We start from the raw sequence: 15,320 nt of genomic DNA on the forward strand, positions 1-15,320 counted from the left end.
CCCCTTTTATTATCTTCTTACAAATCTTCTTTTTCTTTTATTTTGTGGTTTATTAAAAGGTTTATCTGAAAGATTAATAAGTTCTATATTTGCTTTAGTAATTTTTAAAATTCTTTGAAACTGTGAATCTTCTGAAGGTGTGAAAAATGATATAGCAACTCCTTCTTTCCCAGCTCTACCTGTTCTACCTATTCTATGTACATAACTTTCAACATCTTGAGGAAGTTCATAATTATAAACAGTTTCAACACCTTTAATATCAAGCCCTCTTGCGGCAACATCTGTAGCTACTAATATATCAAGCTTTCCAGTTCTAAAGTTTTTTAAGGTTCTTTCTCTTTTAGCTTGTGAGAAATCTCCATGGATAGCAGATGCATTAAATCCTGCTTCTTGAAGTTTTTCAGCTACTTCATCAGCCATAAGCTTTGTTTGAGTAAAAACTATAGATTTTTTACCCATTGTTTTTTGTAAAACATCCATAAAGGTTGAGAATTTGTTTTTATTATCAACTCTATATGCTATCTGTTTGATTCTATCAACAGTTACTTTTTCTGGAGCTATTTTTACTGTTTTATAATCTTCTGATAAAAATTCTTCAGCAAGTTTTTTTATTTCATTTGGCATAGTTGCAGAAAATAGTAATATCTGCTTTTCCTTTGGAAGTTTTGACATAATATACTCAATATCCTCTATAAATCCCATATCTAACATTCTATCAGCTTCATCTAAAACAAAATGTTTAACATTATTAAGCTTAAGGTATCCTCTGTCTATTAAATCCTTAACTCTTCCTGGCGTTCCTACAACTATTACATCATTTCCTTTTTTCAAAAATTTAATCTGATGATAAATAGATTTTCCTCCATAAACTGCAAGAACAAAAGCTTTTTTAGTTTTTCCAATATCTTTCAACTCTCTTGCAACCTGAATAGCAAGCTCTCTTGTTGGCACTAATATTAAAGCTTGTATTTTTTTCTCATTTGTATTCACTTTATCTATTAAAGGAATACCAAATGCGGCTGTTTTCCCTGTTCCAGTTTGTGCTTGAGCAATAATATCACTACCTTCTGCAACAATTGGAATTGTTTTTTCTTGTACTTCTGTTGGTTTTTCGTATCCCATTTTTGAGATAGATTGGAGTACTTCCTTAGAAATTGGTAAATCTGTAAATTTTGACATAAATGTCCTCCTGTTTTTCAGAGGAAATACCAGATTACTACTTTGACAATTTTGAAAGGTTTATCAGTGATAAGCTGATACTTCCCCGCTTACTTAAATTTTATATTTTAAACTCTATTATACGCTAAAAAAATTATATTTCAACATTATTTTTTTTATCTTTCATCTCAGAAACATGTCTTCTACCTGCAAAACCATCATATAAACCATGCCAATACTCTATTTTTTCTTCGCCCTCTTTCCAACATAATAAAATTTTTCTTCCTTGGTACTCTGAAGGAAAATCAACTAAGAAAGGATCAATTCCTTTTACCATAACTCCAAAACTTTCAATTATTTCTATAAGCTCATTTATCTCTTTATGTAAATCTTCTATCTGAGTTTTATAATACATCATTTCAAGTAAATCTTGTCTATTTTCAAGCTCATCTTCATATTTTTCTAAAAAAATATATAAATCTTTTCTTTTTTCTTTTATCTCATCAACTAAAAGCTTTATTTGAGGCAATAAACTATTTGCTTCTCTTAATGTAAAATTTTTCATCTTTAAAACCTCCATAAAATACCTATATTTAAATATATATAATTTAATTCGTCAAGCAATAAAGGACTTGACATATTTTAAAAATATCATATAGTTCATATTAGAAAATATGATACTAATCGTATTAAATATTTGGAGGCGTAAAAATGATAAAAGTAGTAGTTAGAAGTATAGGTCTTGATAGCTTAACAGGAAGCCCAATATTAATGCTAGCTGATATAGAAAATGAAAATAATATATATCCAATTTGGATTGGTGTTCCAGAGGCAGAAAGTATTATTCTTGGTAAAAGTAAAGTAGAAACTCCAAGACCATTAACTTATGATTTAATGAAAAATATTATTGAGAGCTTAGGAGCAACTGTAGAAAAAGTTGCAATTACTGACCATAAAAATGGTGTATATATTGCTGAAATAACACTAAAAAAAGAAAATGGAGAAGAAATAGCTATAGATTCAAGACCAAGTGATGCTATAAATATAGCTTTAAGATTTGATGTTCCTATATACCTAAATGAAAATGTTGTTCAGAAAATAGATATTAGTCAGATTAAGGAAGTTAAGCCAGAAGATTTAGAAGAAGAGGTTGATAAAGAAACAGAAGGTATAAAAACAGTAGAAGATTTAGATAAAATCACAGAGCCAGAAAAAGATGAAGAATTGGAAAAATTTAGAAAAATGCTTGAAAATTTAAGACCTGAAGATTTTGCAAAAAAACCTAAAAAAGAAGATAAAAAAGAGGGATAATTCCCTCTTTCTTCTTTCTAACTAAAAAAACCTGATATATCACCTAAAACTTTTCCCTTTTTTATATCACTATATATTCTATACAATTAAAATTAAAGGAAATAACTATGCCAAATAGATTAATAAATGAGAAAAGTCCTTATTTACAACAACATGCAAATAATCCTGTTGATTGGTATCCTTGGTGTGAAGAAGCTTTTGAAAAAGCAAAAAAAGAAAATAAACCAATATTTTTGTCAATAGGATATTCAACTTGCCATTGGTGTCATGTAATGGAAAAAGAAAGCTTTGAAGACCCTGAAATTGCAAAAATGATGAATGAAACATTTGTAAATATAAAAGTTGATAGAGAAGAAAGGCCAGATATTGATCAAGTTTATATGCAGGTATGTATGCTTTTAACTGGTAGAGGTGGATGGCCTTTAACAATAATTATGACACCTGATAAAAAACCATTTTTTGCAGGAACATATATACCAAAAGAATCAAGATACTCAATAATAGGAATGAAAGAACTTATTCCACAGATAAAAAAAATATGGGAAGAAAACAAAGAAGCTCTTGAAGAAAGATCAGAAAAAATATTAAAAGCTTTACAAGAAGATTTAAAACCTACTTATACAGATAATAGAATTTCAGATCATTTAGTAAAAACTGCTTATAAACATTTTGAATATTCATTTGATAAAAGATATGGAGGATTTGGAGAAGCTCCTAAATTTCCATCACCACACAATCTTTTATTTTTACTTAGATATTATTTTGTTTTTAAAGATGAAAATGCTTTAAAAATGGTAGAAAAAACCTTAACTGAAATGCGAAAAGGCGGTATTTACGATAATATAGGTTATGGCTTTCATAGATATTCAACAGATAAAAGATGGCTTTTACCTCATTTTGAAAAAATGCTTTATGATCAAGCTATGCTTCTAATGGCATATACAGAAGGTTTCCAAGCTACAAAAAATGAAAATTTCAAAGAAACTGTTTATCAGATATCTGAATATCTTTTTAGAGATATGGAAAGTCCAGAAGGTGCTTTTTCTAGTGCAGAAGATGCAGATAGTGAAGGTGAAGAAGGAAAATTTTATACTTTTACATATAAAGAACTGAAAGATATTTTAAAAGAAGATTTTGAAATTTTTGCAAAAATATCAGATATAAAAGAAGAAGGAAATTACCTTGAAGAAGCAACAGGACAACCTTCTTACAGAAATATAATCTATCAATCTAAGAACTGGGAAGTTTTAGAAAAAGAAACAGGTATCTCAAAAGAAAAATTAAAGGATATATGGAGAAAATCATTAAAAAAACTTTTTAATATTAGAGAAAAAAGAGTAAGACCTTTAAAAGACACAAAAATTCTTACAGATTGGAATGGACTTATAATTAAAGCTTTAGCTCAAGCAGGAGTTGTTTTTAACAATAAAGAATTTATAGAGAAAGCTAAAAAATCAGCAGATTTTATTATTAACAATATGTATAAAGATGGTATTTTATATCACAGATATAAAGATGGAGATATTGCATTTGAAGGTAATCTTGATGATTATGCATTTTTATCTTATGGGCTTTTTGAACTTTATCAAGCTACATTTGATAAAAAATATTTAGATCTTTCTAAAGAATTAACAGATAAATTAATAGAAAACTTTTGGGATAAAACATCAGGAGGATTTTTCTATACTTCTGAAAACAATAAAGATGTTATAGTAAGAAATAAAGAAGCTTATGATGGGGCTTATCCATCAGGAAATTCAGTGGCTTATAATATGCTTGTAAATCTTTATAAAATTACTCAAGATAATAAATATTTAGATTATATAGAAAATACAGAAAAAGCTTTTTATAATCAAATAAAGGTTGCTCCTCAAGGATTTAGTATGTTTTTAAATGGCTATTTAAATTTAGTGTATGGTTCAGAAGTTGTTATAGAAGGAAATAAAGAAGAAGCCCTTGATACAAGATTTTATTTAGAAAAAGAATATATTCCTTTAAAAGTATTGGACTATAAACCTTCTTCTAATTTAAAGATATATGTATGTAAAAACTTTACCTGTAAATATCCTGTAGATAATAAGGAAGATGCTTTAAAACAGCTACTGGAGGGATAAATGCAAAAAGTTTTTCTATCTGATTTTGATGGAACTATTACAGAAAGAGATGTAATCCATTCAATAATGGAAAATTTTGCACCACCTATTTGGAAAAATATATTAAATGAACTTATGACTGGAAAGATTGATATAGATATTGGAATAAAAAAAATGTTTAATCTTATACCTTCAGATAAAAAAGAAGAGATTATAAACTGGGTTTTGGAAAATATAAAAATAAGAGAAGGTTTTGAAGATTTTTTAGATTTTTTAAATGAAAATAATATCCTATTTGTTATTTTAAGTGGTGGAATTGATTTTTATATAAATCCTTTAATAGAGCCATACAAAGACAAAATATATAAAATTTATTCAAATAAAGCTATCTTTAAGAAAGATTATATAGATGTTGAGTTTATATATAAATGTGATGGAGTATGCAAAAGAAGTTGTGGTGTTTGTAAGCCTTATATAATCAAAAAAGATTTTAAAAATTATTTTAAATTTTATGCAGGGGATGGAATTACAGATTTAACAGCATCTGAATATGTAGATTTTATTTTTGCGACAGGTAGTTTACAAAAATATCTAAAAAACAAGGATTTCTTTTCTTTTGATAACTTCTATCAAATTAGAGAATTTATAAATGAAAAATTTATTTTAGAAAAAGTGAAGGGGATTTAAATCCCCTTATTTTTAATAAAGTCTGAAATGTCTATTTAAGAATTTCTTCCATGTTTGAGGAAGATTATCTATCTCTTCTTGGGCTATTTTTCTAACTTTCTCTTCAATTCCTTTAATATCTTTATTTGTTCTAAGCTTTACATCACATACTTGAGGCTCTGTAATAGGTTTTCCTATCTGACTTACAAGATAAACATAAGCTTCATCAACTTCTTCAACTTCAGAAACTATTCTTTCTGCCATATCCATTGCTGCAGTATTATAGATTTTACCTATATGAGAAACTGGATTTTTACCTGCTGCAGCTTCAAGACTCATAGGTCTATATGGTGTAATAAGTCCATTAACTCTGTTTCCTCTTCCTATTTCACCATCATCTCCTGCTTCTGCAGATGTTCCTGTAACTGTAATATAAACAGAGCCATTTTCTTCATCATCTGCAGTATTTAAAAATATATCAACATGTTTTTCTGTTAATCTTTGAGCTATAGAATATGCATAATTTTCAACTATTTCTTTTTTTTCTTTGTAATCATTTAAATCTTTAACATATTTATCAACAAAAGCCATAGCGATTGTTATTCTTATATTTTCTCCATTTCTAACACCCATTATTTTTATATCTTCACCAACATATGGATGATCCTTTTTAAATTCCTTGTTGTTTAATGCTCTTTCAAGTTCATAAACAATAGTTTCAATATCATCAAAAGGAGCATATCCAGTTCCAAAAGATGTATCATTTGCAAGAGGAATTTCACCTTTTAATTGGAATCTTTCAAAAAGTTCTACTAAATCTTTAGAACCTGGTTTTAATTGTGGATGGATAATTACATGATTAGAAATATCTAAATTTGGAATGTTTTCAGAAAGCCATTTATGAGCTGTTTCTATTGCAAGCTCTTCTACAGGGAGTCTCTTTCCGTTAAGTTCATTTATTGCTCTACCTGTAAGGTATATCTCTATTGGAGAAATAATTGTTCCACCACCAAATTGTGGATCAGCTATACCTCCAATAAGTAAAGCCTTGTCAACATTATGGTGCATAATAGCTCCACACTCTTTTATATAAAGCTCTGAAAGTGCTATTGAAAGCTCTTCACCAAGAGCATCACATATAGTATCAGGATGGCCTGTTCCTTTTCTCTCTACAATTTCAACAGGTTGCTCACTAACCTTTGGAAAATCCAAACTTCCAATAGAAATATTTGCCAAGTTTTTGACCTCCAGCTAAATTTTTAAATTTTTGAAAATATTAGAATAATATATTTTTATATTCTTTACAAGAGGGTTTAATTGTAATAAAATATTAGTCTTGAATTTTTAATAAAAATTTTGTAAATTATTTTTCACAAAAATTAGGAGGAATTAATGGCTCACACAAGAAATGCAAGAAAAAGAGTTAGACAAGCTGAAAAAAGAAGACTTATAAACAGATACCATATATCAAGAATGAGAACTGCTTTCAAAAGAATAAGAGAAGCATTAAAAGAAGGAGATATAGCAAAAGCTGAAAGTTTACTTCCAACCGCACAAAAAATAGCATATAGAGCTGCAGCGAAAGGAGCTATCCATAAAAATGAAGCTGCAAGAAGAGTTTCAAGATATGCTCAAAAGATAAACAAAGCAAAAGCTTTAGCTAAATAAATAATTTTGGCGGTGTAGCTCAGCTGGTTAGAGCACACGGCTCATATCCGTGCGGTCGCAGGTTCGAGTCCTGCCACCGCCACCATAAAAAATGAATGTAGAAAAAAAATTTCTTCAAGCAATTAATGATTTTAATCTTATATCTGAAAATGAAAAAATACTAATAGCATACTCAACAGGTGTTGATTCTTCAGTATTAACCTATTTGCTTTTAAAGTTTAAAAATTATCTTAAAATAAAAGAAATAGCATTAGCTTACTTAAATCACAAATTAAGAAAAGAAGCAGAAGAAGAAGAGATTTTTACAAAAGAAGTAGCAGAAAAGTTTGGGATAAAAGCATTTACCAAACAGGTTAATATAAAAGAAATAGCAAAAAAAGAAAAAAAATCAGTAGAACAAGTAGGAAGAGAAGAAAGATATAAATTTTTTAATGAAATTCTAAAAAAAGAAGATTTTGATAAAATAGCCACTGGCCATCATCTTTCTGATCTTGCAGAAACTATGACTTTATGGTTTATACAAGGAAATAAAAAAGGTATAAAAGGATTTAAGCCAAAAGAAAAAAATATTATAAGACCTTTGTATTATTTAACAAAAGAAGAAATATATAACTATGCAAAAGAAAAACAGATAGAATATAAAGAAGATATTACAAACTATAGTGTAGATTTTAAAAGAAATAAAGTAAGGCATGAAATTATTCCAAAATTAAAAGAGATTAATCCATCTTTTGAAAATTCTGCTCTTATAATGTCTTATTTTTTTAATTTAGATGAGGATTATTTTAATAAAAAAATTGAAAATTTTGATTTATTAGTTGATTTTATAGAGTTAAATCAGATAAAAGAAAAAGCCATTTTATATAGGTTAATAGATAAATGGATATACGAAAAAATAGGTTGTAAACTTTCTTATAAAACTCTTAAATCAATAATAGATTTAGTAGAAACAGGTGGTACAAAAAAAGTTAAAATATGCAATAATTATTATCTTATAAAGGAATATGATAGACTTTATCTAAACCTTGAAAAAAGTGATAAAACTACCTATTTTGAATATACAGTTAAACCCAATGAAAAGATTTATTTAAAGGAGATGGATAAAATTTTAGAGATTTTTAAGCTTTCTAATCCAAATTTGGAAGATTTAAAAAATGAAAAAGAGATGGTATGTTTTGATATAGATTCCAAAGATATAGAGTTTAAAATTAGACAAAGAAAAAAAGGAGATAGATTTAAACCTTTTGGTAGTTCATGGAAAAAGCTAAAAGATGTGATGATTGATTTAAAAATTCCAGCAGATATGAGGGATAACATACCATTATTAACTTTTAAGGATAAAATTTTATGGATAATTGGTTATAAAAGATCAGACCTTTATCCTATTAATGAAAATTCTAAAAATGTGATTTGTTTTAAATTGAAGGAGGTTTAAGCCTTGCAATTGTCAAAAAGTTTATTGATTTGGTTTTTAATAGGAGCATTAATGATACTTGCCTTTAATATGCTTGGTTCACAGCAGATGGCAAGTAATAAAATATCATTTACTGAGTTTATACATCAAATTCAGGAAAATAAAATTAAAGAAGCAACAGTAAAAGGAACAGAAATAATAGCAACAACTACTGAAGGTAAGAAGATAGAAACTGCAGTACCAGAAGGATATTCAAAAATTTATGATATTCTTACTGAAAATGGTGTAAAAGTTAATGTTATTCCTTCTGAAAGTCATAGCTGGATAATGACTCTTTTAATATCTTGGCTTCCAATTATTCTTTTCATAGGACTTTGGATATTTATGATGAGACAGATGTCAGGAGGAGCTAATAGGGCATTCTCATTTGCAAAAAGTAAAGCAAAAGTCTATATGGAAGAAAAGCCTAATGTAAAACTTGATGATGTTGCAGGAATGGATGAGGTTAAAGAAGAAGTAAAAGAGATTATAGATTTCTTAAAAGACCCTCAAAGATTTCAAAGACTTGGCGGTAGAGCTCCAAAAGGAATTTTATTTTATGGAGATCCAGGAGTTGGTAAAACATTACTTGCAAAAGCAATAGCAGGTGAAGCGGATGTACCATTTATTTCTATATCTGGTTCTGACTTTGTGGAAATGTTTGTTGGTGTTGGTGCTGCAAGAGTAAGAGATTTATTTGAAACGGCAAAAAAGCATGCTCCATGTCTTGTATTCATAGATGAGATAGATGCAGTAGGTAGAGCAAGAAGTGGCGTTGGTTTTGGTGGCGGACATGATGAAAGAGAACAAACATTAAACCAACTTCTTGTTGAGCTTGATGGTTTTGATTCAAATGAAGGAATAATAGTTATAGCTGCTACAAACAGACCAGATATATTAGATCCTGCATTACTCAGACCTGGTAGATTTGATAGACAGATATCTGTTCCAAAACCAGATGTAAAAGGAAGATATGAAATATTAAAAGTTCATGTGAAGAAAAAGAAAATACCTCTTGCAGATGATGTTGATTTAATGGTAATAGCAAGAGGAACACCAGGATTTTCAGGTGCTGACCTTGCAAATGTAGTAAATGAAGCAGCTCTCCTTGCAGCAAGAAGAAGAAAAGAAAAAGTTACAATGAAAGAGTTTGAAGATGCTATGGATAGAATAATGATGGGACTTGAAAGGAAAGGAATGGCAATTACAGAAAAAGAAAAAGAGAAAATTGCTTACCATGAAGTTGGACATGCTATTGTAAGTGTAATGTTAAAAGAAGCAGATCCATTACATAAAGTATCTATTATTCCAAGAGGAATGGCTCTTGGTGTAACTGTAAATCTTCCGGAAGAAGATAGACATCTTTATTCTAAGAAAGATTTAATGGCAAGAATATTACAGCTTTTTGGTGGAAGAGCTGCAGAAGAAGTATTTTATGGTAAAGATGGAATTACAACAGGAGCAGAAAATGATTTAATGAGAGCAACAGAACTTGCATATAGAATGGTAGCATCTTGGGGAATGTATGATGAGATAGGACCTATCCATGTATCAACAACAAGAAATAATCCATTTATGCCTTCCCAATCTCCTGAAATAAGTGAAGAAACTGCAAGAAAGATAGATGAGCAAGTAAATAAGATATTAAGAGAATCTTATGAAAAAGCTAAAAATATAATTGAAAGTTATAAAGATGCAGTAATAGCAATTGTAGAGCTTTTACTTGATAAAGAAACTATTACTTGTGAAGAGTTTTTTGCAATACTTGAAGAGTATGGAGTACCTGCTTTAAATAAATGTAGAAAAAAAGAAGTTAATGTAATTTCAGATTCTTCAGCTCCTGATGTACCACCGGGAACATTACCTGCTTAAGAGGTAGTAAATGATAGATACCCATTGCCATCTTGATATGTTAAAAACTGAAGAAGATTTAAAAGAAAGTGTAGAAAAATTAGACTTCCTTTTAACTATTGGTTGTGATAAAGAAGAGATTAAAAAAGCAGTTGAACTTGCAAATAAATATGAAAATGTATATGCATCAATAGGTTTTCATCCTTATGATATTAAGGATATTACAGATAAAGATTTAGAAGAGCTAAAAGATACCATACAAAAAGAAAAAAAAGTAATAGCAGTTGGTGAGTTTGGTTTAGATTATTATAGAGATTATACTCCTAAGGATAAACAGAAATACTTTTTTGAAAGACAGATAGAAATAGCTAAACAGTTAAATCTACCTATTATTATACATTCAAGAGAGGCACCAAGAGATACAGAAAAAATACTTGAAAAATATGCTCCATATCCTGCAAGTGGCATAATCCACTGTTTTGGTGGAGATATGCAAATGATGGAAAAATGTGTAGATATGGGATTTTATATATCTTTTGCAGGAAATATTACATACCCGAAAGCTGAAAATCTTAGAGAAATTGCAAAGAAAGTACCTTTAAATAGATTATTACTTGAAACAGATAGCCCATTTTTAGCACCTCAGAAAAAAAGAGGAAAACCAAATAAACCATCTTATATATACTATACAAGAGATTTTGTAGCAAACCTGTTAGGATTAACACCTGAAGAGCTTGAGAAGATAACAGATCAAAATGCAAAGAATGTTTTAAAGCTATCTTAAGTTTCTTTATTATACTTTTTATAAAGTTTTATATTTTTATCAAGTTTTCCTATTTCTCTTGCTATATAAATAGGCTCATACCCCGGCCAAACATTAGTTCCAACTTTAAGAATTTCATTCTTTTGATTACAGGAATATGTTAAAATTATAAATATAATAATAAAAAGATACTTTAAAAAATTCATTAACTATTACACCTTAAGAAACTTTTAAAAAAAAGATAATGCTAGCAAGGAGGAAATTCAATGGATAAATATGATGTAATTATAATTGGTGGTGGACCAGCAGGTTTATCATGTGCAATTACCTTAGGTTCTGCAAATGATAGATTTGATTGGTCAAAAAACAGAAAATACTTAGTTATTGATTCTGGTGGAAGTTCAGATTTATTAAAAGCTGAACTTAATAATGTGGCAGGTATAAAAAAAGGAACAGTTGGAAAAGATTTACTTGAAGAAATAAAAAAACAAGCTCTTGAGTATGAAAATATAGAGATTAAAAATGAAAGAGTTGTAAAAGCAGAAGAATCTGGAGAAGGTTTTCAAGTAGAAACAGAAAGTGGAAATGTTTATAAAGGTGATATTTTAGTAATAGCTACAGGTTTCCATGAGTTTTCAATTGAAGGATTAAATGTTGAAGTTATAGACAATGTGAAATCACCAAGGCCTGGAAAAGTAATGATTAAACATGATGGAGATTTTAAAGTTAAAGATAATCTTTGGGTTGTAGGAAATGCCGCAGGATGCTTTACAATGTATGCTGCAGCTATAGGTTCAGGAGCACATGTTGCATGTAATATAATGAGCCAATGGGCTGGAAAAAATGTCGTAATTCATGATGTGCTCTAACTAAATAAAACTGATATAATTTATTACAATTAAAATTGTAGGAGGGAAAATTATGCCATCTATTGCAAATTCTCCAGCAGAATTACAGCAGTTATTAGAAGGTACTATATCCTATGAAGAAGGAAATGTAAAAATAGAAGATGAAAATAAATTAAGAGATTCTGTTATAGATGATCTTATTTATACTGCAGTTTTTTCTGAAAATGAAGAGACGAAAGAAGAAGCTAAAAAGATTATAAGAGATGTAGCAAATGAACTTGGAGCAGTTGCCTCTTCAATAAATGATTTATATAGAGCTATGGCAAGAGGAGAAACAAGAGATTTTACAACACCTGCTATAAACATTAGAGGAATGACTTATGATGTTGCAAGACAGATTTTTAAAGTAGCTTTAAAACATGATGTTGGAGCTTTCATATTTGAAATTGCAAAATCAGAGATTGGTTATACATTCCAAAGACCTTCTGAATATACATCTGCAGTATTAGCTGCTGCAATAAAAGAAGGATATAAAGGACCTGTTTTTATTCAAGGGGATCATTTCCAATTTAATGCAAAAAATTATGAAAAAGACCCAGAAGCAGAGCTTAACGCTATAAAAGATTTAACAGAAGAAGCTATAAAAGCTGGATTTTATAATATAGATATAGATCCTTCTACCCTTGTTGATTACTCAAAATCTACATTAAAAGAGCAACAATACCATAATTATTTAAACACTGCAAAAATGACAAAATTTATAAGAGAAATAGAACCAGAAGGAATAACTGTTTCTATTGGTGGAGAGATTGGACATATTGGTGGCAAAAACTCTACAGTAGAAGAGTTTGAAGCATTTATGGAAGGATATTTAGAAAATATTCCTGAAAATATGGAAGGCATTTCTAAAATATCTGTTCAAACAGGAACAGCACATGGTGGTATTCCTTTACCAGATGGAACAGTTGCTAAAGTAAAGCTTGATTTTAATGTTTTAAGAGATATTGGAAAAGTAGCAAGAGAAAAATATAATCTTGGTGGTACTGTTCAACATGGTGCATCTACATTACCAGATGAGTTATTCCATAAATTCCCAAATAATAACTGTTGTGAAATCCACCTTGCTACAGGTTTTCAAAACATAATGTATGATTTAATTCCTGAAGATTTTAGAAATAAGATTTATAACTGGATAAAAGAAAATCTTAAAAATGAATGGAAAGAAGGCTGGACAGAAGAACAGTTTATTTATAAAACAAGAAAAAAAGGATTTGGACCATTTAAATATGAATGGTGGACCTTAGATAAAGAGTATAAAGATAAAATATTAGAAGCCCTTTATAACAAATTTGAGTTTTTATTTGATCAGCTTGCAGTTTTTAATACAAAGGAATATACAGATAAATATATAAAACTTGTAAAACTACCATATCAGAAATAATCAATGAGCAGGCTTTCGCCCCTGCTTTTACTTTTAGGAGTAAAAATGTCTACTTTAGAAAATCAGATAAAAGCCATAAAGCAGATATATTCAGAAATAAAAAAAGCAGGTTATAACATTACACCTATTATTGTTGGTAAATTTGCTTTAACTGTTTATTCTCAAGGAATGTATCCAGCCAATATAATCTCTCTTCTTTTTCCTGATTTAAATCTTTTACAAAAAGTTTTAAAAAATCTTGGATTTGAGCAAATAGGAGATTTTTGGACTAAAGGAGATTTAGTAGTAGAAATAAGCAAAAAATTTGAACTTATACCAACAGGAACCTTTAATCAGATAGAAGTTAATGGAGATATTATTAATGTAATATCTTTAGAAGATTTATTAATAGATATGATGAATGAATGTATAGCCGGAGATGAAGTTGTATGTGATTTAATAAAAACCTTAATTAAAAGCTATAAACAAGCTATAGACTTTCACAAAATCTATCAAAACTTAAAAAATAAACAAGCAGTTATAAAATTTAGAGAGTTCCAAAAAGAGGCTAATTTATAAAGTTAGGAAACTGTCATAAAAAGCACCAGAATAATTCTCAATCGTATATTTTAAAGATATTTATATTTCTATATTACAGCTATTTAAAGCTAAAATTTATAAATAAAATTAATTAGGCTACCAAAAGGTAGCCTTTTATATAAGGTTAAGTTATTTATACTAAAGCTTCTGCTTTTGTACCTACAACTTCATCAGGATGAGCAATTCTTCCAAGTACTGCTGAAGCTGCAGCTACTGCAGGGCCTGCAAGGTAAACTTCTGAATTTGGATGTCCCATTCTTCCTGTGAAGTTTCTATTTGAAGTTGAAACTGCTACTTCTCCTTCTGCAAGAATACCCATATGTCCTCCAAGGCAAGGACCACAAGTAGAAGTACTTATTAAACATCCTGCATCTGAAAGAATTTCTAAAATTCCTTCATGCATTGCTTGTCTATAGATATTGTCAGAAGCAGGTATTACAATACATCTTACATCTGGATGAACTTTTCTACCTTTTAATATTTGTGCAGCTATTCTTAAGTCTGACATTCTTCCATTTGTACAAGAACCAATAAACACTTGATTAATTGGTCTTCCTGCTACTTCTGTTACTGGTTTTACATTTGAAGGTAAGTTTGGAGCTGCTACAACTGGCTCTATTTTTGATGCATCAAACTCATATTCACAGCAGTATTTAGCATCTTTATCTGCTTTATATATTACAGGCTCTCTCTTTATTCTTCCTTTTAACCAATCTAAAACTTTTTCATCTGCTTCCATAATTGCATTTTTTCCACCTGCTTCAATAGCCATATTTGTAATAGTTAATCTATTTTCAACATCTAATTCTTTTATAGCCTCTCCATGGTATTCCATTGCTCTATATAAAGCTCCATCAACACCTATTTCACCTATTACTGTTAAAACAAAATCTTTTCCACCTACCCATCTTTGAGGTTTTCCATAAAATGTAAATTTCATAGTTTCTGGTACTTTAAGCCAAGTCTCACCTGTAGCCCAAATATATGCTAAATCTGTAGAACCTACACCTGTTGAAAAAGCTCCTAATGCTCCATAAGTACATGTATGTGAATCTGCACCTATTACTAAATCTCCTGGTACAATAAATCCTTTTTCAGGTAAAACAGTATGCATTACTCCGCTATCTTGACCTTCAAAATAGTTTTTTATTCCCATTTTTTTTGCAAAATCTCTTGATATTTTAATTTGCTGTGCAGAAAGTATATCTTTTGGTGGGAAGAAATGATCCATAACAAGTGCTATTTTATCAGGATCATATACTTTATCTATTCCATATTTTTCAAGTTGTTTTATAGCAAGAGGTGCTGTTATATCATTAGCAATAGCTAAATCTACTTTAACTGTTACAAGTTCTCCTGGTTCTACATATTTTCTTCCAGCATGAGCTGCTATTATTTTTTCTGTTAATGTCATACCCATGAAAAAATCCTCCTAAAATTAAATTATGACAAAATTTATTATATGTAATATTATATGTTAATAGTATGA

At 29.1% G+C, this 15,320-nt stretch carries 15 protein-coding genes and 1 tRNA gene; 11 read left to right on the forward strand and 5 right to left on the reverse strand.

From position 1 onward, the window contains the following. Positions 1–9: 9 nt before the first annotated feature. On the reverse strand, positions 10–1,179 hold the full coding sequence (locus tag CLV39_RS03610; RefSeq protein ID WP_121922875.1) for a DEAD/DEAH box helicase: 1,170 nt from the start codon (positions 1,177–1,179) through the stop codon (positions 10–12). Between the two features lie 133 nt (positions 1,180–1,312). Then, positions 1,313–1,723: a DUF2203 domain-containing protein gene (locus CLV39_RS03615; RefSeq protein ID WP_121922876.1), complete on the reverse strand. Its 411-nt coding sequence runs from the start codon at positions 1,721–1,723 to the stop codon at positions 1,313–1,315. 146 nt (positions 1,724–1,869) lie between these two features. On the opposite strand from CLV39_RS03615, the gene CLV39_RS03620 reads away from it, so the two are divergent. The 3 genes from CLV39_RS03620 to CLV39_RS03630 all read left to right on the forward strand — a co-directional run bounded on the left by CLV39_RS03620 (position 1,870) and on the right by CLV39_RS03630 (position 5,249). Beyond that, on the forward strand, positions 1,870–2,469 hold the full coding sequence (locus tag CLV39_RS03620) for a bifunctional nuclease family protein (RefSeq protein ID WP_121922877.1): 600 nt from the start codon (positions 1,870–1,872) through the stop codon (positions 2,467–2,469). 107 nt (positions 2,470–2,576) lie between these two features. Continuing rightward, entirely contained in the window at positions 2,577–4,583 is a 2,007-nt protein-coding gene (locus tag CLV39_RS03625; RefSeq protein WP_121922878.1) for a thioredoxin domain-containing protein, read from the forward strand. Further along, positions 4,584–5,249 (forward strand): MtnX-like HAD-IB family phosphatase, encoded by a 666-nt coding sequence (locus CLV39_RS03630; RefSeq protein ID WP_121922879.1) that lies wholly within the window; start codon positions 4,584–4,586, stop codon positions 5,247–5,249. A gap of 12 nt (positions 5,250–5,261) precedes the next feature. On the opposite strand, the gene CLV39_RS03635 is transcribed toward CLV39_RS03630, so the two are convergent. Next, on the reverse strand, positions 5,262–6,464 hold the full coding sequence (locus CLV39_RS03635) for a methionine adenosyltransferase (protein WP_121922880.1): 1,203 nt from the start codon (positions 6,462–6,464) through the stop codon (positions 5,262–5,264). Between the two features lie 156 nt (positions 6,465–6,620). Here CLV39_RS03635 and rpsT point away from each other — a divergent pair, with 156 nt between their 5' ends. From rpsT to CLV39_RS03660, 5 genes are all read left to right on the forward strand, one after another. Next, a complete protein-coding gene (gene rpsT, locus CLV39_RS03640; protein WP_121922881.1) occupies positions 6,621–6,896 on the forward strand; it encodes a 30S ribosomal protein S20 in 276 nt (91 codons plus the stop codon). An 8-nt stretch (positions 6,897–6,904) separates the two neighbouring features. Beyond that, a tRNA-Met gene (locus CLV39_RS03645) sits at positions 6,905–6,981 on the forward strand. A gap of 6 nt (positions 6,982–6,987) precedes the next feature. Beyond that, on the forward strand, positions 6,988–8,331 hold the full coding sequence (gene tilS / locus CLV39_RS03650) for a tRNA lysidine(34) synthetase TilS (RefSeq protein ID WP_121922882.1): 1,344 nt from the start codon (positions 6,988–6,990) through the stop codon (positions 8,329–8,331). Between the two features lie 3 nt (positions 8,332–8,334). Further along, on the forward strand, positions 8,335–10,221 hold the full coding sequence (ftsH, locus tag CLV39_RS03655; RefSeq protein WP_121922883.1) for an ATP-dependent zinc metalloprotease FtsH: 1,887 nt from the start codon (positions 8,335–8,337) through the stop codon (positions 10,219–10,221). A 10-nt stretch (positions 10,222–10,231) separates the two neighbouring features. Next, the gene (locus tag CLV39_RS03660; protein WP_121922884.1) at positions 10,232–10,984 is read left to right on the forward strand and encodes a TatD family hydrolase; all 753 of its coding nucleotides are present in this window, start codon (positions 10,232–10,234) and stop codon (positions 10,982–10,984) included. On the opposite strand, the gene CLV39_RS03665 is transcribed toward CLV39_RS03660, so the two are convergent. Then, positions 10,981–11,169: a hypothetical protein gene (locus tag CLV39_RS03665; protein ID WP_121922885.1), complete on the reverse strand. Its 189-nt coding sequence runs from the start codon at positions 11,167–11,169 to the stop codon at positions 10,981–10,983. The two genes, CLV39_RS03660 and CLV39_RS03665, sit on opposite strands and share 4 nt — an antisense overlap. Positions 11,170–11,229: 60 nt before the next feature. Between CLV39_RS03665 and CLV39_RS03670 the strand changes: the two genes are divergently transcribed. Genes CLV39_RS03670 through CLV39_RS03680 form a run of 3 tightly spaced genes read left to right on the forward strand, consistent with a single transcriptional unit; the run spans position 11,230 to position 13,810 of the window. Then, positions 11,230–11,832 carry an NAD(P)/FAD-dependent oxidoreductase gene (locus CLV39_RS03670; RefSeq protein WP_121922886.1) on the forward strand — a complete coding sequence of 201 codons (603 nt, stop codon included), beginning with the start codon at positions 11,230–11,232 and terminating at the stop codon, positions 11,830–11,832. Positions 11,833–11,884: 52 nt separating this feature from the next. Beyond that, a complete protein-coding gene (locus tag CLV39_RS03675; RefSeq protein ID WP_121922887.1) occupies positions 11,885–13,252 on the forward strand; it encodes a class II fructose-bisphosphate aldolase in 1,368 nt (455 codons plus the stop codon). A 45-nt stretch (positions 13,253–13,297) separates the two neighbouring features. Next, positions 13,298–13,810, forward strand: coding sequence for a 6-carboxyhexanoate--CoA ligase (locus CLV39_RS03680; protein ID WP_121922888.1), 513 nt, complete (start codon positions 13,298–13,300; stop codon positions 13,808–13,810). A 154-nt stretch (positions 13,811–13,964) separates the two neighbouring features. Here the strand turns inward: CLV39_RS03680 and leuC are convergent, their stop codons facing one another. Beyond that, positions 13,965–15,251 (reverse strand): 3-isopropylmalate dehydratase large subunit, encoded by a 1,287-nt coding sequence (gene leuC / locus CLV39_RS03685; RefSeq protein ID WP_121922889.1) that lies wholly within the window; start codon positions 15,249–15,251, stop codon positions 13,965–13,967. Positions 15,252–15,320 lie beyond the last annotated feature (69 nt).

It is taken from the genome of Hydrogenothermus marinus, assembly GCF_003688665.1.
In the GTDB taxonomy this organism is placed as follows: Bacteria; Aquificota; Aquificia; order Aquificales; family Hydrogenothermaceae; genus Hydrogenothermus; species Hydrogenothermus marinus.